This is a genomic window from Nonomuraea jabiensis (assembly GCF_014204795.1).
Taxonomy (GTDB): Bacteria; Actinomycetota; Actinomycetes; order Streptosporangiales; family Streptosporangiaceae; genus Nonomuraea; species Nonomuraea jabiensis.
Genome location: NZ_JACHMB010000001.1, coordinates 4,274,419 through 4,296,470 on the forward strand (window position 1 = coordinate 4,274,419; position 22,052 = coordinate 4,296,470).

20 protein-coding genes are annotated in these 22,052 nt (G+C 70.5%); 9 read left to right on the forward strand and 11 right to left on the reverse strand.

The genetic code is table 11. From position 1 onward, the window contains the following. Positions 1-28 precede the first annotated feature (28 nt). Together HD596_RS19715 and HD596_RS19720 are read left to right on the forward strand one after the other, a co-directional pair. Positions 29-1,102, forward strand: a complete 1,074-nt coding sequence (locus HD596_RS19715) for an adenosine deaminase (protein ID WP_185070826.1) — start codon at positions 29-31, stop codon at positions 1,100-1,102. Continuing rightward, on the forward strand, positions 1,099-1,710 hold the full coding sequence (locus HD596_RS19720) for a PH domain-containing protein (RefSeq protein ID WP_185070827.1): 612 nt from the start codon (positions 1,099-1,101) through the stop codon (positions 1,708-1,710). Before HD596_RS19715 ends, HD596_RS19720 begins: the two co-directional genes overlap by 4 nt. Here the strand turns inward: HD596_RS19720 and HD596_RS19725 are convergent. The 3 genes from HD596_RS19725 to HD596_RS19735 are packed head-to-tail and all read right to left on the reverse strand — an operon-like array spanning position 1,700 to position 4,546. Then, positions 1,700-2,428 (reverse strand): enoyl-CoA hydratase/isomerase family protein, encoded by a 729-nt coding sequence (locus HD596_RS19725; protein WP_185070828.1) that lies wholly within the window; start codon positions 2,426-2,428, stop codon positions 1,700-1,702. The genes HD596_RS19720 and HD596_RS19725 overlap by 11 nt on opposite strands. Next, on the reverse strand, positions 2,425-3,858 hold the full coding sequence (locus HD596_RS19730; RefSeq protein WP_185070829.1) for an AMP-binding protein: 1,434 nt from the start codon (positions 3,856-3,858) through the stop codon (positions 2,425-2,427). The genes HD596_RS19725 and HD596_RS19730 overlap by 4 nt, the downstream gene beginning before the upstream one ends. Then, a complete protein-coding gene (locus tag HD596_RS19735) occupies positions 3,842-4,546 on the reverse strand; it encodes a TetR/AcrR family transcriptional regulator (RefSeq protein ID WP_185070830.1) in 705 nt (234 codons plus the stop codon). Before HD596_RS19735 ends, HD596_RS19730 begins: the two co-directional genes overlap by 17 nt. Before the next feature lie 81 nt (positions 4,547-4,627). Here HD596_RS19735 and HD596_RS19740 point away from each other — a divergent pair, with 81 nt between their 5' ends. From HD596_RS19740 to HD596_RS61845, 4 genes are all read left to right on the forward strand, one after another. Continuing rightward, positions 4,628-5,443 carry a MerR family transcriptional regulator gene (locus HD596_RS19740; protein WP_185070831.1) on the forward strand — a complete coding sequence of 272 codons (816 nt, stop codon included), beginning with the start codon at positions 4,628-4,630 and terminating at the stop codon, positions 5,441-5,443. After that, positions 5,404-6,354, forward strand: a complete 951-nt coding sequence (locus HD596_RS19745) for a sigma-70 family RNA polymerase sigma factor (RefSeq protein WP_185070832.1) — start codon at positions 5,404-5,406, stop codon at positions 6,352-6,354. Before HD596_RS19740 ends, HD596_RS19745 begins: the two co-directional genes overlap by 40 nt. 14 nt (positions 6,355-6,368) lie before the next feature. Next, positions 6,369-6,854 carry a GyrI-like domain-containing protein gene (locus tag HD596_RS19750; protein ID WP_185070833.1) on the forward strand — a complete coding sequence of 162 codons (486 nt, stop codon included), beginning with the start codon at positions 6,369-6,371 and terminating at the stop codon, positions 6,852-6,854. An 868-nt stretch (positions 6,855-7,722) separates the two neighbouring features. Continuing rightward, positions 7,723-8,220 carry a DUF234 domain-containing protein gene (locus HD596_RS61845; RefSeq protein ID WP_313044609.1) on the forward strand — a complete coding sequence of 166 codons (498 nt, stop codon included), beginning with the start codon at positions 7,723-7,725 and terminating at the stop codon, positions 8,218-8,220. Between the two features lie 2 nt (positions 8,221-8,222). On the opposite strand, the gene HD596_RS19760 is transcribed toward HD596_RS61845, so the two are convergent. From HD596_RS19760 to HD596_RS19775, 4 genes are read right to left on the reverse strand one after another with little or no spacing between them, the layout of a single operon-like run. Beyond that, positions 8,223-9,857: a phospho-sugar mutase gene (locus HD596_RS19760; protein ID WP_185070834.1), complete on the reverse strand. Its 1,635-nt coding sequence runs from the start codon at positions 9,855-9,857 to the stop codon at positions 8,223-8,225. After that, positions 9,854-10,657 carry a purine-nucleoside phosphorylase gene (locus HD596_RS19765; protein ID WP_185070835.1) on the reverse strand — a complete coding sequence of 268 codons (804 nt, stop codon included), beginning with the start codon at positions 10,655-10,657 and terminating at the stop codon, positions 9,854-9,856. Before HD596_RS19765 ends, HD596_RS19760 begins: the two co-directional genes overlap by 4 nt. Before the next feature lie 3 nt (positions 10,658-10,660). Continuing rightward, positions 10,661-11,965: a M20/M25/M40 family metallo-hydrolase gene (locus tag HD596_RS19770; protein WP_185070836.1), complete on the reverse strand. Its 1,305-nt coding sequence runs from the start codon at positions 11,963-11,965 to the stop codon at positions 10,661-10,663. Continuing rightward, complete coding sequence (locus HD596_RS19775; protein ID WP_185070837.1) at positions 11,962-12,954, reverse strand: Lrp/AsnC family transcriptional regulator; 993 nt, start codon at positions 12,952-12,954, stop codon at positions 11,962-11,964. Before HD596_RS19775 ends, HD596_RS19770 begins: the two co-directional genes overlap by 4 nt. Before the next feature lie 111 nt (positions 12,955-13,065). Here HD596_RS19775 and HD596_RS19780 point away from each other — a divergent pair, with 111 nt between their 5' ends. Next, positions 13,066-14,367 carry an MFS transporter gene (locus tag HD596_RS19780; protein ID WP_313044611.1) on the forward strand — a complete coding sequence of 434 codons (1,302 nt, stop codon included), beginning with the start codon at positions 13,066-13,068 and terminating at the stop codon, positions 14,365-14,367. Here the strand turns inward: HD596_RS19780 and HD596_RS19785 are convergent. Beyond that, positions 14,364-14,855: a gamma-glutamylcyclotransferase family protein gene (locus tag HD596_RS19785; RefSeq protein ID WP_313044612.1), complete on the reverse strand. Its 492-nt coding sequence runs from the start codon at positions 14,853-14,855 to the stop codon at positions 14,364-14,366. The two genes, HD596_RS19780 and HD596_RS19785, sit on opposite strands and share 4 nt — an antisense overlap. A 238-nt stretch (positions 14,856-15,093) precedes the next feature. Here HD596_RS19785 and HD596_RS19790 point away from each other — a divergent pair, with 238 nt between their 5' ends. After that, positions 15,094-16,482: an NAD(P)H-quinone dehydrogenase gene (locus tag HD596_RS19790; RefSeq protein WP_185070839.1), complete on the forward strand. Its 1,389-nt coding sequence runs from the start codon at positions 15,094-15,096 to the stop codon at positions 16,480-16,482. 79 nt (positions 16,483-16,561) lie between these two features. Here the strand turns inward: HD596_RS19790 and HD596_RS19795 are convergent, their stop codons facing one another. Genes HD596_RS19795 through HD596_RS19805 form a run of 3 tightly spaced genes read right to left on the reverse strand, consistent with a single transcriptional unit; the run spans position 16,562 to position 19,562 of the window. Continuing rightward, entirely contained in the window at positions 16,562-17,776 is a 1,215-nt protein-coding gene (locus HD596_RS19795) for a cytochrome P450 (RefSeq protein ID WP_185070840.1), read from the reverse strand. 26 nt (positions 17,777-17,802) lie between these two features. Continuing rightward, a complete protein-coding gene (locus tag HD596_RS19800) occupies positions 17,803-18,699 on the reverse strand; it encodes an RNA polymerase sigma-70 factor (RefSeq protein WP_185070841.1) in 897 nt (298 codons plus the stop codon). A 14-nt stretch (positions 18,700-18,713) separates the two neighbouring features. Continuing rightward, on the reverse strand, positions 18,714-19,562 hold the full coding sequence (locus HD596_RS19805) for an SDR family NAD(P)-dependent oxidoreductase (protein WP_185070842.1): 849 nt from the start codon (positions 19,560-19,562) through the stop codon (positions 18,714-18,716). Between the two features lie 191 nt (positions 19,563-19,753). Between HD596_RS19805 and HD596_RS19810 the strand changes: the two genes are divergently transcribed. Continuing rightward, on the forward strand, positions 19,754-22,042 hold the full coding sequence (locus tag HD596_RS19810; RefSeq protein ID WP_185070843.1) for a TIM-barrel domain-containing protein: 2,289 nt from the start codon (positions 19,754-19,756) through the stop codon (positions 22,040-22,042). Positions 22,043-22,052: the final 10 nt, after the last annotated feature.

The window sequence follows — 22,052 nt, forward strand, 5'->3', positions numbered from 1 at the left end:
TAGGCGGAGGACGCCCTATCATGGCCAGATGAGTCCCACGCTTGACGAGATCCGGCGGGCTCCCAAGGTGCTGCTCCACGATCACCTCGACGGCGGGCTCCGCGCCGAGACGATCGTCGAGCTGGCCAGGGAGACCGGCTACGATCGGCTGCCCACTGACGATCCCGACCGCCTGCGCCACTGGTTCGAGGAGGCGGCCGACTCCGGCTCGCTCGAGCGCTACCTGGAGACGTTCGACCACACCGTGGGGGTCATGCAGACGCGCGAGTCGCTCGTCCGCGTGGCCGCCGAGTGCGCTCAGGACCTCGCGGACGACGGCGTGGTCTACGCCGAGGTGCGCTACGCGCCCGAGCAGCACACCACCCGCGGGCTGAGCCTCGACCAGGTGGTCGAGGCGGTGCTCGAAGGGTTCAGGCAGGGCTCGGAGGGGCGCGGCATCCGGGTCGGCACGCTCCTGACGGCCATGCGGCACCAGGCACGGTCCATGGAGATCGCCGAGCTGGCCGTGCGCTATCGCGACGTGGGCGTGGTGGGCTTCGACATCGCCGGGGCCGAGGCGGGCTACCCGCCCACGCGGCATCTCGACGCGTTCGAATACCTCCAGCGGGAGAACGCCCACTTCACCATCCACGCGGGCGAGGCGTTCGGGCTGCCGTCGATCTGGCAGGCGATCCAGTGGTGCGGCGCCGACCGGCTCGGCCACGGCGTACGGATCATCGACGACATCTCCGTGTCCGACGACGGCTCCGCCAAGCTGGGACGGCTGGCCGCGTACGTGCGTGACAAGCGCATCCCGCTGGAGATGTGCCCCACCTCCAACCTGCAGACCGGTGCCGCCCCGTCGATCGCCCAGCACCCCATCGGGCTGCTGCGGCGGCTGCACTTCAGGGTCACCGTCAACACCGACAACCGGCTGATGAGCTCGACGAGCGTGTCGCAGGAGTTCGCCAAGCTGGTGGAGGCGTTCGGCTACGGCTGGGACGACCTGCAGTGGTTCACGGTCAACGCGATGAAGTCGGCGTTCCTGCCGTTCGACGAGCGGCTGGCGCTGATCAACGGCGTGATCAAGCCGGGGTTCGCGCAGCTCAAGTGGCAGCCGTGAAACAGACCTACCGGTCCAAGACCGCGTTCGTGCTCGCCTGGGTCTGGCTGGCCTTCGTCGCGTTCAACGTCTGGGACCTGATCGCTCACTACACCGGCAAGTCGTCGCTGGTGGCGCTGGCCGTGCTCGGCGCGCTGACCGCGCTGGTCTACGTGATCGCGATGCGCCCCGCCACCGTGTTCACGGAGGCGGGGCTGATCGGGCGCAACCCGCTGCGCACGACGTTCCTGCCGTGGGCCTCGATCGAGGACGTGACGGTGTCCCACTCGATCAACGTCGAGTACGGCGACGAGCGGGTGCTGCGGCTGTGGACGCCGATGAGCAGCGCGCGGGAGCGGGCCAAGGCGCAGCGGCGCGGAGCCCCCAGGCAGCAGCGGGGGCGTTTCAGCACCGAGCCCACGCTGTCGAAGGCCGAGCAGGCGGCGGTGGAGGCGTTCGCGGGCAAGACGCACGCCGACTGGGTGGGCGACCAGATCCGCGACCGCGCCGAGTCGGCCAGGCGCCGCGAGGAGGAGGCGGCGCCGGCCCGGGTGACGTGGTCCTACGACTCCATCGCGGTGCTGGTGGCGGCCGTGGTCCTGCTGGTCGCGGCGATCGTCATCGCCTAGCCCGGTTGACGAAGCGGGACATGCCCTCCTGGGCGATGCCCGACTTCTCGACCTGCTCGGCGGCCTCCGTCTCCCTCGCGAAGGCACGCTCGACCTCGTCCATGGGCGGCCGCAGGAGCGCCAGGTGGACCGCCGTGGCCGTGCCCGGCCGGGTCCAGTGGCGTATACGGTCGATCGCCGCGTCCAGCAGCCGCTCCGGGGGGACGATCTCGTCCAGCAGGCCCGTGGCCAGGGCCTGCTCGGCGGTCATCCGGGTCGAGTCGAGCACCAGCTTCAGCGCCTTTGCGCCCACCAGGCGGGGGAGCAGGTAACTGGCGGCGTTCGAGACGGACAGGCCGATGTGGTTCTCCGGCAGGAAGTACTCGGTCGCCGGGGTGCCGATGCGGGTGTCGAAGCAGAGCGTCCACTCGGCGGCCCCGCCCACGGCCAGGCCGTTGACCGCCGCCACGACCGGGACCCGCGTCTCCAGCACCGCCCTGGTCATGTCGTGGAACAGCTCCACCTCCTCGACCAGCGACTTGCCGGCGGCCTCGTGGATGTCCTCCCCGGCCGAGAACGCCCGGCCGGTGCCGGTGACGACGACGCCCCTGACGTCCTCGCCGCACGCCCGGATCGCGCTTGCGAGGTCGCGGCGCATGCCCGCGGTGAGGGCGTTGAGCTTCTCGGGGCGCGCGAGCGTGACGATCGCCACCTCGTCACGTTCGGTCACTTCGATCATGATCTCTCCTTGGGGAACGCGATGGCCGCGGCGCGCTGGTCTCGGGCTGGGGTGAGGAGGTGGCGCTTCTCGATGCGGGAGGACGGGGTGAGCGTGAACTCCGTCACGAACTCCACGTACTCCGGGACCTTGAAGCGGGCCAGCCGCTCCCTGACGTGGCCGATGATGCTCGCGGCCGTCTCCGCGTCGGGGGCGTGCCCCGGGCGGAGCTGGATGAACGCCTTGGGCAGCTCGCCGAACAGGTCGTCGGGAACGGGCACCAGCGCGGCCTGGAGCACCGCGGGATGCTGGGTGAGCACGCCCTCCACCTCGGCGCACGAGATGTTCTCGCCACCCCGGCGCACCATGTCCGTCAACCGCCCGCAATGGTGGATGTATCCGTGCTCGTCCCGGAAGCCGAGGTCGCCCGTGTGGTACCAGCCGTCCCTGAACGCGTGGGCGGTGGCCTCCGGGTGGTTCCAGTAGCCGTTCATCATGGGCGTGCCCCTGACCAGGATCTCCCCGGTCTCCTCGGCCAGCGTGACCTCCTTGCCCGGGTACGGGACCCCCATGGCGCCGGTGCCGACCGTCTCCACGGCGTCGATGGGCACCCCCAGGTCGGGCCCGCTCTCCGTGGACCCGTACAGCTCGCGCCACGGCGCGCCCCAGCGCTCCTCGAACGCCTGGTGCAGGTCCGGCCGGATGCCCGAGCAGAGGACGAGGCGCATCCGGTTGTCGCGGTCGCGGGGGTGGGGCGGCTGCTTGTGCAGGAGGAGGGGCATCGAGCCGAGTACGTACGTGAGCGTCGCCCCGTGCTCCCGGACCGAGGCCCAGAAGCCGGAGGCCGAGAAGCGGGGGAGCACGACGAGGGGGATGCCGCCGACGAGGCAGAAGAGGGTGGCCCACTGGGGATCCATGTACGAGTACGGCTGGGCGATCAGCATGACGTCGTCGTCGCGCAGGCGGGCCTGGTCGGCGATGAGCCGGGCGGTCCTGAGCCAGTAGTCGTGGGTGAGCATGCAGGCCTTGGGGAATCCGGTGGTCCCCGACGTGTACTGAAAATTCGCGATTTCATGGGTTAAAGCTGGACGTTGGTCGCGCGGCTCCGCGTCGAGGACGTAGACCGTACCCGGGATGTGCGGGGCGTGCTCGTCGGTGGTCAGGGTGGCCACGGCGCCCGAGTCGCGCAGGACGTGCTCCAGGTCGGCGGCCCGGTAGCGGACGTTCACCGGCACGGCGACCGCGCCCGCCTTCAGCACGGCCAGCCAGCTCAGCGGCCAGTCGGGGACGTTGTCCATCATGATCGCCACCCGGTCGCCGGGCCGGACGCCCTTGTCGATCAGCGCGGCGGCCAGGCCGTCGGAGCGGGCGTCGGCCTCGGCGAAGGTGAGCGAGGTGTCGGGGAAGCGGAGGAACTCGCGCGTGCCGTACGTGTTAGCGGCGTGCCTCATCAGGTCGGGGATCGTTGCGTGCATCCGGCGGCTCCCATGGGAAGTCGGGCAGCAGGGAGAGATCGAGGGTGGCCCTGGCCGGGGCGGGCGCGCGGACGGCGGCCAGGCCGATCGTGACGAACTCGGCGCACACCTGCTCCAGCGTGGAGTCCCCGTCGGGGCGGTACCACTCGCTGGTGCCGGTGCACATGGACATCAGGGCGAGGCGGGTCAGCTTCTGGTCGGCGACGCGGAACACGCCCTGGGCGACGCCGTCCGCGAGGGCGTCCTTCCAGTGGGCCTCGTACGCGTCGCGCAGGGCGATGATCTCGTCGTGGGCGGCGGAGCCGGGGGTGAGGGAGCGGAGTTCGCCGTCCATGACGCGGCTGGTCATGGGGCTGAGCGCGTGGACCGAGGTGAGGGAGCTGATCAGCAGGGCTAGGCGGTCGGTGGGGCTGCGGACGTCGTCCAGCATGCGTTCCGTGGCGTCGATCAGCCCTTGCTGGGCGACGCGCATGAGGTCGGCGAGCAGGGCTTCCTTGCTCGTCACATGGTGATATATCCCGGCATTGGTCATGCTGACCGCTTTAGCCAGGTCGCGGATGCTCGTGGCCGCGTAGCCCTGCCGGGCGAACAGCAGCACCGCCGCCGTCCTGATCCGCCGGTTCGCATCCTCGCTGGCGATCCTACCGAACGTTCGGTCGCCCATGATGGGAAAAATACCCCATGCATCTAGAAATCGCCATAGGTTGACCCTGACACCGTGTCAGGCCGTACACCTGGAGCCGTTATGTTCAGCATCGGAGATTTCGCCAGGCTCGGGCTGGTCTCGGTACGCATGCTGCGTCACTACGACGCCATCGGCCTGCTGCGCCCCGCGCACGTGGACCCCGTCACCGGCTACCGCTCCTACCAGGCCGCGCAGCTGTCCCGGCTCAACCGCATCGTCGCGATCAAGGACCTCGGCTTCACGCTGGAGCAGGTCAGCGCCATCCTCGACGAGAAGGTGAGCACGGAGGAACTGCACGGCATGGTACGGCTGCGCCGCGCCCAGCTCGAAGCCCAGATCAGCGCCGACCTGGCCAGGCTCCGGGGCGTCGAGACGCGACTGCGCACCATCGAGACGGAGGGGCACATGAGGACCGCAGAAGTCCTGCTCAAGAGGGTGGACCCGGTCCGGGTCGCCGAACTCGCCGCCAGGGCGGCCAGCTACGACGGGGAGGACATCGGCCCGGTCATCAAGCCGCTGTTCCGGGAGATCTGCCGCCGGGTGGAGGCCGCCGGGGTGAGTGTCGTGGCTCCCGGCCTGGCCTATTACGTGCCGGACGACGACGGCTCCGTCATGGTGCACACGTGCCTGCCGGTTTCCGTGCCGCCCGGCCCGTACGACTTCGAGATCGTCGACCTGCCGCCCATCGAGACCGCGGCCACGATCATCCACGTGGGGCCGATGGAGGCGGTGGGGCCGACGTTCCAGACGCTGGCCCACTGGATCGAGGAGAACGGCTATCGCTCCCTGAGCCTGGCCAGGGAGATCTCCCTGCACTGCCCGGACAACCTCGACGAATGGGTCACAGAGCTGCAGATCGAGGTGACGCCGGCATAGTGGACACGACGCAGTTCGAACGACACCGGGCCGAGCTGACGGGCTACTGCTACCGCATGCTCGGCTCGGGGTTCGAGGCCGAGGACGCGGTGCAGGAGACGTTCGTCAGGGCGTGGCGCACGTACGATGCCGCCCGGGGGCCGCTGCGCGCGTGGCTCTTCCACCTGGCCACGAACATCTGCCTCGACATGCTGCGGGGCCCGCAGCGCCGCGCCCGCGCCATGGACCTGACCCCGGCCGCGGTGCCGGGCGCCGACCTCGGCCCGCCGCTCCCTCCCGAGCGCTGGATCCACCCCATCCCGGACAGCCGGCTCAGCCCCGAAGAGCTCGCGGTCGAGAGGGAGACCGTCCGGCTGGCCTTCGTGGCGGTCCTGCAGCACCTTCCGCCCCGGCAGCGGGCCGTGCTCATCCTCCGCGACGTCCTGAAGTGGACCGCCGCCGAGACCGCCACCCTCCTGTCCACCACGGTCACGTCCGTCAACAGCAGCCTGCAGCGGGCGCGCGCCCGCCTGCCCGCCGTGGAGCCCGCCGACCCGAAGGTGGACGAGGACCTGCTCACCCGCTACGTCGCGGCCTTCGAGAGATACGACGTGGACGCCCTGGTGTCGCTCCTGGCCGAGGACGCGACGATGTCGATGCCGCCGTTCACGTGGTGGCTGCGCGGGCGCGAGCACATCCGGGCGGTCCTGCTCGCCTCGGACGCGCCGTGCGCCGGTGCCCGCCTCCTGCCGGCGCGCGCCAACGGCTCCCCGGCCTTCGGGCAGTACGCGGACGGCCGGGCCTTCGCCCTGGTCGTCCTGGAGGTCGCGGACGGCCGCATAACGGGCATGACCACCTACCTGGACCCCGGCCTGTTCCCTTTCTTCGACCTGCCGATGAGTTTCGACCGCGTGCTCCGTACTGAAGGGTGAAGGAGGAACACGACATGCCACAGATCGTCGAATTTCCCGAGCGTCCCTACATCGGGATCCGCAAGACCATCACCATGACCAGCTTCGGCCTGGTCGGGGACCGCATCGCCGGGCTGATCGGCTGGCTCGCCGAGCGCGGGGTGTCCCCGGCCGACGCCCCGTTCTTCAGGTACGACAGCATCAACATGCCGGAGGACCGGCTGGTGGTGCAGGCGGGAGTGCCCGTTCCGGCGCCGGTGGCGGGGGAGGGCGACATCTTCGCCGACGTCCTGCCCGCGGGCCGCTACGTCACCACCTCCCACCACGGCCACCCGGACCAGCTGATGAGCGTCACCTCCGGGATGCTGAAGTGGGCCGAGGAGCAGGGCCTGACCTGGGACATGACCGAGAAGGACGGGACGGAGCACTGGGGCTGCCGCCTGGAGTTCTACCAGACCAACCCCATGGACGAGCCCGACCCGAACAACTGGGACACCGCCCTCCAGTTCCGCCTGGCCTGACCTTCGGGACCTTGAGACAACAACCAAATTTGGTTGTCCCGAATGCGGTACAACCAAATTTGGATGTCTCGGGAGGGCGCATGTTCATCGGGCGGGAGCGGGAGCTGGCCGCGCTCGGCCGCCACTTCGCACGGGTGGGCGCGGGTGACCGCCCAGGGCGGGCCGTCCTCATGCGGGGCCGCCGCCGCGTGGGAAAGTCGCGCCTGGCTGAGGAGTTCATCCACCGGAGCGGCGTGCCCAGCCTCTTCTTCACCGCCGCCCACGAGCCGCTCACCGATCAACTCGCACGTTTTGTCGCGGACGCCGCGGCCTCGGATCTGCCGGACGCCGCTCTCTTCGAAGGAGTGGCTCCGACCTCCTGGGACGGCGCCCTCCGGCTGCTCGCCCAGGCGGTTCCACAGGACTCGCCCAGCATCGTGGTGCTGGACGAGCTGCCCTTCATGATCTCCGAAGACCCGCATCTCGAGGGCAGGTTGCAGCGTCTCTTCGATCGCGAGTTCTCCCGCCGTCCCATGCTGCTCATACTGATCGGCTCCGATCTGTCGATCATGGAGGCGATCAACCAGTACGACCGGCCGTTCTACATGCGAGCCTCGGAGATGGTGATCAATCCGCTCACACCCGCCGACGTGGCGGAGAAGCTGGGGCTGGCACCCGCGGACGCCATCGACGCCTATCTCGTCACCGGCGGCCTTCCCATGATCCTGGACGAATGGCCCGTCGGCGCGACCGTGCCGGAATTCCTGCATGAGGCCATTCCCGACCCGACCTCGGCGCTCACCGTGAGCGGCGAGCGTGCGCTGGCGGCCGAGTTCCCGCCGGAGGCGCAGGCCAGGATCCTCTTGAAGGCCATCGGCTCCCGCTGTCCGTGCGTCCTTCCAAGGACCGCCGTTACCACATCACGGACACCCACCTGCGATTCTGGCTCTCCTTCATCGAACCGGGCATGCCGGAGATCGACCGTGGCCGCGGCGACCTCGTGCTGCGACGTATCGAACGCTCCTGGACGGCCTGGCGCGGCGCCGCGGTGGAGCCCGTCGTCCGCGAGTCCCTCCGGCGGATGGACGGCCTGCCCGAGGAGACCGGGGCCGTCGGCGGTTACTGGACCCGGACCAACAACCCCGAGATCGACCTGGTCGGCGCCGACCGGGAGCCGGTCGCCAAGAAGATCACGATGGTCGGCTCCGTGAAGTGGCTCGAGACCCGGCCCTTCGACCACCACGACCTGGGCGAGCTCATCGTCCACCGCTCCCGGATGCCGGGTGCCGACACCTCCACGCCGCTCTACGTGGTCTCGCGCGGCGGATGCGACGTGGAGGGCGTCAGGCACATCACCCCCGAAGAGCTCCTCGAGGTCTGGCGATAGCGTCAGAGATCCAGGCAGGCGGCCAGGTCGGCCTTCAGGGCGGCGAGGTCGCGAGCCGCCTGCTCGCGGGCCCGCCCGACCTCCCCTGTCACCGGCACCACGACCTCCAGGTAGCACTTCAGCTTGGGCTCCGTGCCCGAAGGGCGGACGACCACGCGGCCGTCCCCCGACAGCAGGTAGCGCAGCCCGTCCGTGGGCGGCAGGCCGCCGTCGCCCTTGGACAGGTCGTCCGTACGCGTCACCGCCCGGCCGCCCAGCGCGGTGGGAGGGTGGGCGCGCAGGCGGGCCATGGCGTCGGTGATCAGCGACAGGTCGGACACCCGGAAGGAGAGCTGGGACGTCGCGTGCAGGCCGTAGCGGCGGGCCTGGTCGTCCAGGAGGTCCAGCAGCGTACGGCCGGAGCGCTTGGCCGCCGCGGCGACGGCCGCGACCGTGAGGGCCGCCCCGATCCCGTCCTTGTCGCGGACCGGCAGGCCCGCGTCGGAGCCGACGCTGTAGCCGATCGCCTCCTCGTAGCCGAAGACCAGCCCAGGACCCGCCTTGATGATCCACTTGAAGCCCGTCAGGGTCTCGCCGTAGCGGACCCCGTGCGCTCGGGCGATCTTGCTCAGCAGGGTCGAGGAGACGATGGTGGTGGCCACCATGCGGTCGCCGGTGGTCTGCGTGATCACGTGCTCGGCCAGCAGGCCGCCGACCTCGTCGCCGGTCAGCATGCGGCACGTCCCGTCCGGCAGCGGGACCCCCACCGCGCACCTGTCGGCGTCGGGGTCGTTGGCCAGGACCAGATCCGCGTCCAGCTTGGCGGCCAGGGCGACGGCCAGGTCCATCGCGCCGGGCTCCTCCGGGTTGGGGAAGGAGACCGTGGGGAAGTCGGGGTCGGGGTCGCGCTGCTCCTCGACGGCCGCCGGGGTCTCGAAGCCGGCGGCCAGGAAGGCGCCGGCGAGCGTGGCGGCGCCCACGCCGTGCAGGGGCGTGTACGCCACGCGCAGGTCGCGGGCCTCGCCCAGGGGCAGGGAGGTCACGGCGGCGAGATAGTCCTCGACGATGTCCTCGCCGAGCTCGGTGAGCGTGCCGGGGCCGTCCAGCGGGAGCCGGTCCACCCGTCCGACGGCGTCGATGGCCGCCGAGATCTCGCTGTCGACCGGGGGCACGATCTGGGAGCCGTCGCCCCAGTAGACCTTGTAGCCGTTGTCGCGCGGCGGGTTGTGGCTGGCGGTGACCGTGACCCCGGCGTCCGCGCCGAGGCGGCGTACGGCGAAGGCCAGCACGGGCGTGGGCAGCGGCCCCGGCAGGAGTGACGCGTGCAGCCCGGCGCCCGTCAGGACGGCGGCCGTGTCACGGGCGAACACGTCGGACTTGTGGCGGGCGTCGTAGCCGATGACCACGTGCCTGCCCGGCCCGAGGACCTGCGCCAGGCCCGCGGCGGCGCGCATGACGGTGACGCGGTTCATCCGGTTGGGGCCCGCGCCCAGCTCTCCCCGCAGACCCGCCGTGCCGAACTCCAGCTTGGCCCCGAACCGGTCGCGCAGGGCCTCCAGGTCGCCGCCGTCCAGGAGCCGGGAGAGCTCGTCGCGGGTCTCCGGGTCCGGATCCTGGGCCAGCCACTCCCGCGCCGCACCCACCAGGTCGCCGTTCACAGGCGGTCCACCACCTTGGCCAGCAGGACGCCCATGCGGGCCGCCGTGGCCCGGCCGACCTCCAGGACCTCCTCGTGGTTGAGCGGCTCGCCCGCCAGCCCCGCGCCCGGGTTGGTGACCAGGGAGACGCCGAGCACCTCCAGCTTCGCCTCCCGGGCGGCGATGGCCTCCAGGACGGTGGACATGCCCACCATGTCGCCGCCCAGCGTGCGCAGCATGCGGATCTCGGCCGGCGTCTCGTACGTGGGCCCGCGGAAGGCCACGTACACCCCCTCGGCGAGGCTCGGGTCGACCTCGCGCACCAGCTCGCGCAGGCGGCGCGAGTAGACCTCGGTGAGGTCGATGAACGTGGTGCCGGTGATCGGGTTGGCCCCGGTCAGGTTGATGTGGTCGCTGATCAGGACCGGGTCGCCGACGTTCTGCGTCTCGGGGCGCAGGCCGCCGGCGGCGTTGGTGAGCACGAGCGTGCGTACGCCGGCCGCGGCCGCCGTACGCACTCCGTGGACGACCGCGTCCACCCCGAGCCCTTCGTAGAGGTGCGTGCGCCCGAGGAACACCAGCGCGTTCCGCCCCGCCGAGGTGCGCACGACGCGGATCTTGCCGCCGTGCCCCGCCACCGCCGGGGCGCGGAAACCGGGCAGATCGGTGAACGGGACCTCGCTCACCGTCTCGCCGATGGCATCGGCGGCGGGCACCCACCCCGACCCCATGACGAGCGCCACGTCGAAGGTGCCGAGGCCGGTCGCGCTCTTGAGAGCCGCGGCGGCCTCATCTGCCAGGGTGTATGCGTCGTTGGTCACAACTCAGTAGTTTAGGAGCAGCCTGTCCAGCACCCGCACCCCGAACTGCAGGGCGTCCACCGGCACCCGCTCGTCCACGCCGTGGAACATCGAGGCGAAGTCCATGTCGGCGGGCAGCCGCAGCGGCACGAAACCGAACCCGCGCACTCCCAGGTCCGCGAAGAACGTCTTGTTGTCGGTGCCGCCCGACATGCAGTACGGGATCGCCCGCGCCGCCGGGTCCTCGGCCTTGAGCGCCGCGATCATCGACTCGACCAGCGCCCCGTCGAAGGTGGTCTCCAGCGCGATGTCGTGGTGCACGAACTCGCGCCGGATCTTCGGCCCGAGCAGCGAGTCGACGGTCTTGAAGAAGTCCTCCTCGAACCCGGGCAGGAACCGCCCGTCGACCACCGCTGTGGCCTGGCCGGGGATGACGTTCGACTTGTAGCCGGCGTCGAGCTGGGTCGGGTTGGCGGTGTTGCGCAGCGTCGCGCCGACGAAGCGGACGAGCGGCCCGATCTTGTCCAGGATCGGCTGCGGGTTCTCCTCGTCGAACGGGATCCCGAACGCGTCCGCGACCTCGGTGAGGAACTGCCGCACGGTCGGCGTGTACGTCAGCGGCCAGTCGTGGGCGCCGATCCTGGCCACGGCCTTGGCGACCTCGGTGACGGCGTTGTCGGAGTTGAGCATCGAGCCGTGCCCGGCCGTGCCGTCGGCGATGAGCTTCATCCAGGCCAGGCCCTTCTGGGCCGTCTCGATCAGGTAGAGCCGCAGCGACGGGTCCACCTCCAGCGAGTAGCCGCCGACCTCGCTGATCGACTCGGTGACGCCCTCGAACAGCTCGGGGTGGTTCGCGGTGAGGTACTTGGCGCCGTACACGCCGCCGGCCTCCTCGTCGGCCACCCAGGCGAAGACGAGGTCGCGGCGCGGCCGGCGCCCGTCGCGCTTCAGCCGGCGCAGCACGGCCAGCATCATCGCGTCCATGTCCTTCATGTCCACGGCGCCGCGGCCCCAGATGTAGCCGTCGCGCACCTCGCCGCCGAAGGGGTCGACGGACCAGTCGGCCGCGTTGGCGGGCACGACGTCCAGGTGCCCGTGGACGAGCAGGGCGGGCAGGGACGGGTCGGTGCCCTCGACGCGGGTGATCACGTTGCCGCGGCCGGGCTCGCTCTCGATGTACGTGGCGTCGATCCCGACCTCGGCCAGCCTGGCCATGACGACCTCGGCCGCGGCCCGCTCGCCGGGGCCGGTGCCGTCCCCGTAGTTGCTGCTGTCCACGCGGATCAGCTCTGCGCAAAGGTCGGCGACCTCATTCTCGGCGGGTGTCATGGCGTCTTCTCCCAACGGTGATCCAACGTGAGCAATCCGGACTTGTGGAGATGGCCGCGCTTGTAGGCGCGGGTGATCAGGGTGAGGTCGCTGTCGGTGATCTCGTCGTACTGCCCGACGACACCGGTCATGAAGCGGTAGAGGTCGGCCTCGTGCGCGGCCACGACCTGCACGATGAGGGAATGGGTGCCCGAGGTGGCGGCGCAGTAACGCACGCTCGGGTGCCCGGCCAGCCGCTGCCCGACCAGGTCCAGCCCGTACGGCCGGACCTTCAGCCACAGCATGGCCTCGACCTCCAGCCCGAGCAGCGCGGGCTCCACCTCGGCCCGCGGCAGCAGCAGCCGCCGCTCGATCAGCGAGGTCACCCGCCTGCGCGCGGTCGGCACGGAGACGTCGAGGCGCTCGGCGACGGCGGTGAAGGCGATCCTGCCGTCGTCGGCGAGCAGCCGGGCGATCTCCTCCTCCAGGGGCGACAGGCCCTCCTCGTCGGGCAGGCGCTCGGGGGGCGGCGCGGGCCGCAGCTCCAGCACCTCCTCCTCGCTGAGGTACGGCGCGTGCCACTCGGCCACGGTCCTGAACGTGTGGAGCACGACCTGGGCCTGCGTCTGCCGCACGCCGTAGATTTCGGACATCTGCGTGGCCAGCACATGGTGCAGGTCCTCGCGGGACGGGGAGACCAGCTCACAGCCGATGTCGGCGGCGCCGGTCAGCGCGTAGACCGAGCGCGTGTCCGGCCGGTCGGCCAGCGCCTCGGCCACCTTGCCCGCCGTGCCGGGGCGTACATGGACGTGCAGGTGGACGGGCCGCCCGTGGCCGGTGCGCAGGTCGTCGTAGATGGCCGTGACCCGCACGATCCCCTCGGAGATCAGGCGCTGCAGCCTCCTGGCGACCGTACGTTCGTGCTCGCCGACGACCCTGCCGATCTCGCCCCATGAGGCGCGCGGGCTGACCTGCAGCGCGGCGACGAGGCGCCGGTCGAGAACGTCCACCTGCAACCTGTTCTGTGTCGGGTTTGTAAATATCTGGCCAGAGATTTGACTGTTTCGGTCGTCCAACTGCACAGTAAGCCATCTCCGCACTTTGCAGCAAAGGAGCCCCCCGTGGCGACCTCCCCCGTGGCACACTCACCGGTCGGCATCCCGAAGAGCCGGGTCCGCCAGCTCATGGCGGCCAGCATCGGCAACGTCGTGGAATGGTACGACTGGTACGCCTATACCGCCCTCGCGACGGTCTTCTCCGTTCAGGTCTTCCCGAAGGACGCCGGTGGCCTGGTGCCCTTGCTGAGCACGTACGGTGTCTTCGCCGTCGGCTTCTTCATGCGCCCGCTGGGCGGCCTGCTGGTGGGCGCGTTCGCCGACCGGTTCGGGCGCAAGGCCGCGATGACGTTCACGATCGTGCTGATGGGTGGCGGGTCGCTGCTGGTGGGCGTGACTCCGACGTACGAGGCCGTGGGCCTGCTGGCGCCGGTCCTGCTCACCCTGGCCCGTCTCATCCAGGGGCTGTCGGTGGGTGGCGAGTTCGCCGCCGCGACCACGTTCCTGGTGGAGTCGGCTCCGTCCGGCCGTCGTGGCCTGTTCTCGAGCTTCCAGTACGTCAGCACCACCATCGGCCAGTTGCTGGCCCTCGGGCTGTCCGCACTGCTGGCCGCCAACCTGGACAAGGCCGACCTGTCCTCCTATGGCTGGCGCATCCCGTTCATCGTGGGTGCCGTGCTGAGCCTCGTCGGCCTGTGGATCCGCAAGGGCGCGGACGAGACCTCGGCCGTCGCGGAGGAGATCCAGCGCGGTGAGGCCAAGCGGCCGCGGCTGTTCGAGTTCCTGGTGGGCTACCCGAAGGAGGCCGCCACGATCGTCGGCATCACGATCGCGGGGACCGTGGCGTACTACACCTGGACGACCTTCCTGCCGACCTACGCGCAGATCACCGTCAACTTCGACGTGGCGGAGTCGCTCGAGATCGGCACGATCTCGCTGTTCTTCTTCATGGTGCTGCAGCCACTGCTCGGCATGCTGTCGGACCGCGTCGGGCGCAAGCCCATGCTGATCACCTTCGGCGCGGCCTTCGTGATCCTGCCGGTGCCGCTGCTCAGCACGCTGGGCAACTCGTTCGGGAGCCTGCTGCTCGTGCAGCTGATCGGCATGGTGTTCCTCGGCTGCTTCACCTCGATCTCGGCCGCGGTGAACTCCGAGCTCTTCCCGACGAGGGTGCGCGCGGCCGGCGCGGGCTTCCCGTACTCGCTGACCGTGGCGATCTTCGGTGGCACCGCCCCGCTCATCGGCACCGCGCTCAAGGACGCCGGCAACGTCGAGGTGTTCCCCTATTACATGTCGGCGCTGGCGCTGATCTCCACGCTGGTCTACATCTTCGTGCTGAAGGAGACCAAGGACCAGCCGCTGCGTTAACCGCCGTACGAGGTGCAGGGGCGCTCCCGCAGCTCCTTGACGTAGTCGTCGGGGGCGCCCGCCCGCTCCGCCGCCTCGGCCAGGCTGCCGAGGTAGCGGGCCGACGGCAGGCCGCCCTCGTAGCCGTCGAGCACGTAGAACCAGGCCACGACCTCCCCGTCGAGGGTCTGCACCCGCAGCCGCACCTTGTGGTACGCCCCGCGCAGCGCGCCCTCCCACTGGTCGAGCGAGGTCTCCTCCCAGTCGGGCACGTCATAGAGCACCACGAACACGTGCTCGTCGGGATCCTCGACGATCGTGGCGATCGCGCCCTCCCAGGTGGGGTCGCTCCCGCCGAAGGTCAGCCGCCAGCCCGTGAGCCAGCCGACGCCCCAGATGGGGGAGTGCGGCGCGCGCATGGCCATCTGCTCCGGGTCCATGTTAGAGCCGTAGGCGGCATAAAGCCTGGGCTCATTCGGCTTTCCTGCAGGACCTGAAAGCCACGCCACGGTCCACCCCTCTCGGCGGGTGCTGCACGTCATCCAGCTACCGCGCCATCCTGCCACGCTGGGCGGCCGACTCGGTCCATCACTTCAGATGTGGGGACGACGTGTCATCCCTCCGTCACCGAGCGGCATCGTACCAGCCATCATGATCTTGAACCTTTTGTCCGCCTTTTATCGGGCGTGTGCGGGTGGCAACGGCCCAGTTGCAGCCTTACCCAGACCATGCGGGACAATGGGTTACGTGACGAGGATCGTGATCATCGGTGGCGGGCCCGGCGGCTACGAGGCGGCGCTGGTGGCCGCGCAGCTAGGCGCGCAAGTCACGATGATCGAACAGGACGGCCCGGGTGGCGCGTGCGTGCTGACCGACTGCGTGCCCTCCAAGACGCTGATCGCGACCTCGGTCCGCAAGCAGGCGCTGCTCGACGCGCCGTCGCTGGGCGTGGCGTTCTCCGGGGGGTCCGACGGCGACGCGGGCGTGGTCGGGGTCGATCTGCCGCTGGTCAACAAACGGGTGAAGGAGCTGGCCCAGGCCCAGTCCGCCGACATCGCCACCAGGGTCGAGGCCGAGGGCGTCGAGATCATCAGGGCGCGCGGGCGGCTGGTCGACCCGCAGGTGGTCCGGGCGGGCGACCGTACGATCAGGGCCGACGTCGTGATCGTGGCCACCGGCGCGACGCCGCGCGTGCTGCCCGGCGCCGAGCCCGACGGCGAGCGCATCCTCAACTGGCGCCAGCTCTACGACCTGGAGGAGCTGCCCGAGCACCTGATCGTGGTCGGCTCGGGCGTCACGGGCGCGGAGTTCGCGGGCGCGTACCGCTCGCTCGGCTCGGAGGTCACGCTCGTCTCCAGCCGCGACCGGATGATGCCCAACGAGGACGCCGACGGCGCCGAGGTCCTCGAAGAGGTCTACCGCCGCCGCGGCATGAACGTCATGGGCCGCTCGCGCGCCGCCTCCGTCAAGCGCACCGACGACGGCGTGGTCGTGACCCTGGAGGACGGCCGCACGGCCGAGGGCACCCACGCGCTGATGACGGTCGGCATGATCCCCAACACCGCCGGGATCGGCCTGGAGGAGGCCGGGGTCCAGCTCGACAAGGGCGGTTTCATCAAGGTCGACAAGGTCTCGCGCACGTCCGCGCCCGGCGTCTACGCGGCCGGCGACTGCACGGGCGTGCTCATGCTGGCCTCGGTGGCGGCCATGCAGGGGCGCATCGCGGTCTGGCACGCGCTCGGGGAGGCCGTCCAGCCGCTGCGGCTGGCCACGGTGGCCTCCAACATCTTCACCGACCCGGAGATCGCCGCCGTCGGGGTCGCCCAGCAGTCCATCGAGGCGGGCGAGATCGAGGCCAACGTCGTCAAGCTGCCCCTGGCCACCAACGCGCGGGCGAAGATGCAGGGGTTCAACGACGGCTTCGTCAAGCTGTTCTGCCGCCCGCACACCGGGATCGTGCTGGGCGGCGTGGTGGTGGCGCCGCGCGCTTCGGAGCTGATCCTGGCGGTGTCGGTGGCGGTGCAGCAGCGGCTGACCGTCGACCAGCTCGCGCACACGTTCGCCGTCTACCCGTCGCTCTCGGGCTCCATCACCGAGGCCGCCCGCCGCCTCATGCAGCCGGGCGTCTCCATCTAACCCCGTCAGCCCTCCCCGGCCAGGCGATCGGCCTGGGCGCAGGAGCACGCGGCCGCCTTCAGGCCCTGACGACAGCAGGTCACCAGGTGACCGGGAGCTCGTGGGCGCCGTAGATGGCGGCGTCCGTCTTGAACGGCAGGTCCTCGACCGGTGCGGCGAGCCGCAACGTGGGGATGCGGCGGAACAGCGTGTCGAAGACGATCTGCAGCTCCATCCGGGCCAGGTTCTGGCCCAGGCACTGGTGCGGGCCGAACCCGAAGGCGAGGTGGTGGCGGGCCCCGCGCTCGATGTCCAGTTCGGCCGGATCCTTGAACACCGCCGGGTCCCAGTTGGCCGACAGTGTCGAGACGATGACGCCCTCGCCGGCCTTGATGCTGACCCCGCCGATCTCCACGTCCTCGGTGGCCACCCGGGAGGTGACCCCGTCGGCGATGGCGAAGAAGCGCAGCAGCTCCTCCACGGCCAGGGGCGTCCTGCCCGGGTCGGCCGTGATCAGGGCCAGTTGCTCCGGGTGGGTGAGCAGCCCGACCACGCCGAGCGAGATCATGTTGGCCGTGGTCTCGTGGCCGGCGGTCAGCAGCAGGAAGGCCAGGCTCACCAGGCCCTCGTGGTCGAGCGTGCCCTCCTGGCGTTGCCGGGCGATCTGCCGGCCGAACAGGTCGTCGCCGGGTTCGGCCTCCTTGCGGGTGATCAGGTCGTCGATGTAGGCACGAAGTTCGGCGAGGGCTCGCCCGCGGTCCTCCGGCGAGGAGGTCCGGCGCACCGCCACCGCCGTACGGCTCTGGAAGAAGTCGTGGTCGGTGTAGGGCACACCGAGCAGTTCGCTGATGACCAGTGAGGGCACCGGCAGGGACAGCGCTTGCACCAGGTCGACCGGGCGCTCGTCGGTGGCGAGCAGGTCGTCGATGAAGTGGTCGACGATGGCCTGGATCCGCGGGCGCAGTGCGGCCAGCCGCCTCACGGTGAACTCGCCGATCACCGGACGCCGGGCCGCGGCATGTTCGGCGCCGTCCATGCCGACCATCAACGGCGGTTGGCTGCGGAACTGCTCCAGGGTCTTCGCGTCGATGTTGAAGAGCGGGAAGCCGTCCTTGCGCCGGTCGGAGGAGAATCGGCCGTCGGCGAGGACGGCACGGCCCTCCTCGTGCCCGGACACCCACCACGCCTCGGTGCCGCTGGTCAGGTGGATCTTGCTGATCGGCGCCCGCTCGCGCAGCCGCTCGTACTCGGCCGGCGGGGCGAACGGGCAGCCGCGTTCGACCGGCAACCGCAGGCCGGTAACGCTCTTCGTCATGAACGACCTCCCAGTAATAGGTCTTTTCAGTGCAGGGTGAGCGGGGTCTCGGAGGCGATGCGGGTCAGCTTGTGCGGGTTGCGGACGTAGTAGAGGCCGGTGATGCGGCCGTCCCCGACGCCGATCGCGACGACGCCGTCGACCTCGCCGTCCACGCGGAGGATGAGCGCCGGGTTGCCGTTGACCACGGTGGGCTCACCGGTGAGCGCGACGCCGGCCTTGCCGATGCCGCCGACGATGAAGCGGGCCACCTTGCCGGCGCTGACGACGGGCCGGGGCGCGGCCTGCTTGATGCCGCCGCCGTCGCTCACCAGGACGACGTCGGGGGCCAGCACGTCCAGCAGGCCCTGCAGGTCGCCGGCTTCGAGCGCGCGCCGGAACGACTCCAGGGCCGCCCGGGTCTGGTCCGCGGAGACCGCCTCGCGCGGGCGGCGGGCTTCCACGTGCTGGCGGGCGCGGTAGGCGATCTGGCGGACGGCCGCGGGGCTCTTGCCGACGGCGGCCGCTATCTCGTCGTAGCCGACGGCGAAGGCCTCGTGCAGCACGAAGACGGCGCGCTCGGTCGGCGACAGCGTCTCCAGGACGAGCATGAGCGCCATCGACACGCTCTCGGCGAGCTCGACGTCCTCGGCCACGTCCGGCGTGGTGAGCAGCGGCTCGGGCAGCCACGGGCCCACGTATGCCTCCTTGCGGCTCTTCATGCTGCGCAGGCGGTTGAGCGCCTGCCGGGTGGTGATCCGGATCAGGTAGGCGCGCTGGTCGAGCACCTGATCGAGGTCGGCCTTGACCCAGCGCAGCCAGGTTTCCTGCAGGACGTCTTCGGCGTCGGCCGCCGAGCCGAGCATCTCGTAGGCGACGGTGAAGAGCAGGTTGCGGTAGGAGAGGAAGATCTCCGTCGCCGGGTTGGTGGTCTGATCGCTCATCTGTCGTCTTTCTCCTACATGGCAGGGCGCTGGGTGCCCTGCGCCTGTGCCGAGAGATCCTGCCAGTCGTCCCAGGTCTTGAGCCGGTCGGCGTAGGCCCGCTGGATCATCGGGTAGAAGCCCTGGCCGAAGAGCACCCGCAGGGGCGGGTTGTCGGAGTCGACGAGCTTGAGGAGTGCCTGGGCCGCGGCGGCCGGGTCGCCGGCGGGCTGCTTTCCGGCGATCGCGCCGAGGCGCCGGCGCAGGCCGTCGTAGGCCGGGTCGGGCTGGGCCACGTGGCCGTTGGCGAGCGGGTCGGGGTTCTTGCCGTCCCTGGTGGCGAATCCGCCGGGCTCGATGATGGTCACCTTCACGCCGAAGTCGGCGACCTCGCCGGCGAGGGCTTCGTTCAGGCCCTCGAGGGCCCACTTGGAGGCGTGGTACGCGCCGCCGAGCGGCATGGCGATGACCCCGGCCGCCGACGACAGCTGGATGATGTGCCCGGAGCGCTGCTCGCGCAGGTAGGGCAGCGCGGCCTGGACCACCCACACCGCGCCGAACAGGTTCGTCTCCATCTGGTCGCGCAACTGCTGCTCGGCCAGCTCCTCGATGGCGCCGATCTGGGCGTAGCCGGCGTTGTTCACGATGACGTCCAGACGGCCGAAGTGCTCCCTGGCCCGCTGCACGCTCTCGAAGACGGCCGCCTTGTCGGTCACGTCCATCGCGAGCGGGAGCACCGCGTCGCCGTAGGCGGTGACCAGCTCGTCAAGGCTGCCGGTGGTCCGCGCGGTCGCGGCCACCTTGTCGCCGCGCGAGAGGGCGGCCTCGACGAAGTTGCGGCCGAGGCCCCGCGACGAACCGGTGACGAACCAGACCTTGCTCATGATGTCTTTCCGTTCTCTCTTGCCTGCTGTTACGCCCCTAAGACACGCGGCGAGGCAGCGACATAACGCCCATCCGATGTGACCTGCGTCTCTCCCGCGCTCACGGATGCGTAGAGCGACACCGTTGACGTTTGTTGGTATGGACAGCAAACTAATTCACGAGTTGGCGCAGCCGTTCATAAGGAGCCTCCATGCCCTATCGCCCCCCATTGGTCGCGCACGAGTACTTTGTCGCGGACCCGCCCGAGCTGCCGGTTCGCGGACGAGGCGAGGGTGGTCTGTCGGCGGTGACCGCCGCGGAGCTGGTCGCGGCGGACGGTGCCGAGGTGATGGTGAAAGCGGTCACCACGGCGGAGGAGACGCTGGTCGTCCAGGTCGGAGTGGCCGGTGAGGGCGTCATCCGGGTGCGGCTGTCGGAGGACCCGACCGCCAGGCCGCGCTCGGAAGGGGCCATCTCCCTGGTGACCCCCGGCACGTATCCAGGGGCACGTGCCGGAGTCGCCCCGGGCGAGCCGATCGTGATCGACGCGGGCTCGCTGCGGGCCGAGATCAGCTTGGCGCCGTGGCACCTGAGGTTCACGGACGCGACCGGCAGGACGCTGGTCGAGCAGGATCGGGGGCACACCGACATCAGCGGACGGCTGCGTACGCTGCCCTTCGGCCGCTCCAGCGTCAACGGCGCCCCCGTCGCCTACCACGAGAGCTTCGCCGCCGCTCCCGACGAGGCCTTCAGCGGGTTCGGGGAGTCGTTCACGCGGTTGGACAAGCGCGGCCAGCGCCCGCTCATGTGGAACTTCGACGCGTTCGGCGCCGAGTCGCAGCGCGCGTACAAGAACATCCCCCTGTACGTCTCCAGCAAGGGCTACGGGCTGCTCGTCGACAGCGGCGCCCCGACGGAGTTCGACGTGTGCCAGTCCACGCACAGCGTCGTGCAGATCCTCGTGCCGGACGACGTGATGGACTACTACGTGATCGCCGGGCCGACGCCGCCGGAGGTCCTGGACCGTTACGACCTGCTGACCAGCCGCCCGTCGCTGCCGCCGAAGTGGGCGTTCGGGACGTGGATCTCGTCGGGGTTCTGCGTGGACAGCCAGGAGCGGGTGCTGGCCAGGGCGCGGACGATCAGGGAGCGCGGCATCCCGTGCGACGTGCTGCACCTGGACACGTACTGGCAGAGCGACGGGCACTGGTCGGACCTGCGGTGGGATCCCGTGAACTTCCCCGACCCGGACGCGATGCTGGCCGAGCTCAAGGGGATGGGGTTCCGGGTCTGCCTGTGGATGAATCCATATATTTCCCACCTGAGCCCCGCCTTCGCGGAGGCCTCCGATGCCGGATATTTCTTGAAGAATCGGGCGGGGGAGACCTACGTCGCCGACTGCTGGCACGGGTCGTTCCCGGCGTGCGGGATCGTGGACCTCACCAACCCGCAGGCCGTCGCCTGGTTCCAGGGCCTGCTGCGCGACCTCCTGCGCCAGGGCGTGGACACGTTCAAGACCGACTTCGCCGAGGGCGTGCCCGCCGACTCCGTCGCCTTCAACGGCATGAGCGGCACCGACCTGCACAACGTCTACACCCTGCTGTTCAACGACGCCGTCGCCGCCGTGACCCGTGAGGTGCACGGCCACGACCTCGTCTGGGCCCGCTCCTCCTACCTCGGGGGCCAGCGCCACAGCGCCCAGTGGGGCGGCGACACCTACACCAGCTACGCCGCCATGGGCAGCACGATCCGGGGCGGCCTCGCGCACGGCCTGTCCGGCGTGCCGTTCTGGAGCCACGACGCCGGCGGCTTCACCGGCCGGCCCACCGACGACCTGTACGTGCGCTGGACCCAGTTCGGCGCGCTCTCCCCGCTGCTGCGCCTGCACGGCACCACCACCCGCGAGCCGTGGGAGTTCCCGGCCGTCGAGGAGCAGGCCGTCAGCGCGCTGAAGCTGCGTTACCGGCTGATGCCCTACATCTACACGGCGGCCGTCGAGGCGGCCCGCACCGGCGCGCCCATGATGCGGGCCCTGTGCGTGGACCACCCGGACGACCCCGTGGCCTGGCAGGCCGACCTGCAGTACCTGCTCGGCCGGGACCTGCTCGTCGCCCCCATGACCGCGCCCGAGGGCGCCCGCCAGGTGTACCTGCCGCGCGGCACGTGGGTCGACTACTGGACGGGCGAGGTGCTCGAAGGCTCCCGCTACGTCACGGTCGGCAAGCCGCTCGACCAGATCCCCCTCTTCGTCCGGCACGGCGCCCTCATCCCGGTGGTCACCGACCCGGGGGACACGGTGGACGTGCCGGCCGAGATCACCCTCGTCGCCTTCGGGGGCGGCGACGGGACTGCGGAAATCCACGACGCGGACGGCGTGACGGTCGCCGTCGCCACCAGGGACGGCGACGTGCTGCGTGTCGCCGTCACCGGCCCGAAGCGCGTCACCGGGGTCGAGATCGCCCCGGTGGCCGGTGCTCCCGCGCGGGCCGAAATCTCGTAACACCCCCTGG

Bases quoted from the DNA above. Each gene is read 5' to 3' on its own strand.
- HD596_RS19735 (WP_185070830.1), bottom strand. From the start codon at position 4,546: ATGGGCGACCGAACGTTCGGTAGGATCGCCAGCGAGGATGCGAACCGG.
- HD596_RS19715 (WP_185070826.1), top strand. From the start codon at position 29: ATGAGTCCCACGCTTGACGAGATCCGGCGGGCTCCCAAGGTGCTGCTC.
- HD596_RS19770 (WP_185070836.1), bottom strand. From the start codon at position 11,965: ATGACACCCGCCGAGAATGAGGTCGCCGACCTTTGCGCAGAGCTGATC.
- HD596_RS19725 (WP_185070828.1), bottom strand. From the start codon at position 2,428: ATGATCGAAGTGACCGAACGTGACGAGGTGGCGATCGTCACGCTCGCG.
- HD596_RS19750 (WP_185070833.1), top strand. From the start codon at position 6,369: ATGCCACAGATCGTCGAATTTCCCGAGCGTCCCTACATCGGGATCCGC.
- HD596_RS19745 (WP_185070832.1), top strand. From the start codon at position 5,404: ATGGGTCACAGAGCTGCAGATCGAGGTGACGCCGGCATAGTGGACACG.
- HD596_RS19740 (WP_185070831.1), top strand. From the start codon at position 4,628: ATGTTCAGCATCGGAGATTTCGCCAGGCTCGGGCTGGTCTCGGTACGC.
- HD596_RS19800 (WP_185070841.1), bottom strand. From the start codon at position 18,699: ATGAGCGATCAGACCACCAACCCGGCGACGGAGATCTTCCTCTCCTAC.
- HD596_RS19730 (WP_185070829.1), bottom strand. From the start codon at position 3,858: ATGAGGCACGCCGCTAACACGTACGGCACGCGCGAGTTCCTCCGCTTC.
- HD596_RS19795 (WP_185070840.1), bottom strand. From the start codon at position 17,776: ATGACGAAGAGCGTTACCGGCCTGCGGTTGCCGGTCGAACGCGGCTGC.
- HD596_RS19805 (WP_185070842.1), bottom strand. From the start codon at position 19,562: ATGAGCAAGGTCTGGTTCGTCACCGGTTCGTCGCGGGGCCTCGGCCGC.
- HD596_RS19810 (WP_185070843.1), top strand. From the start codon at position 19,754: ATGCCCTATCGCCCCCCATTGGTCGCGCACGAGTACTTTGTCGCGGAC.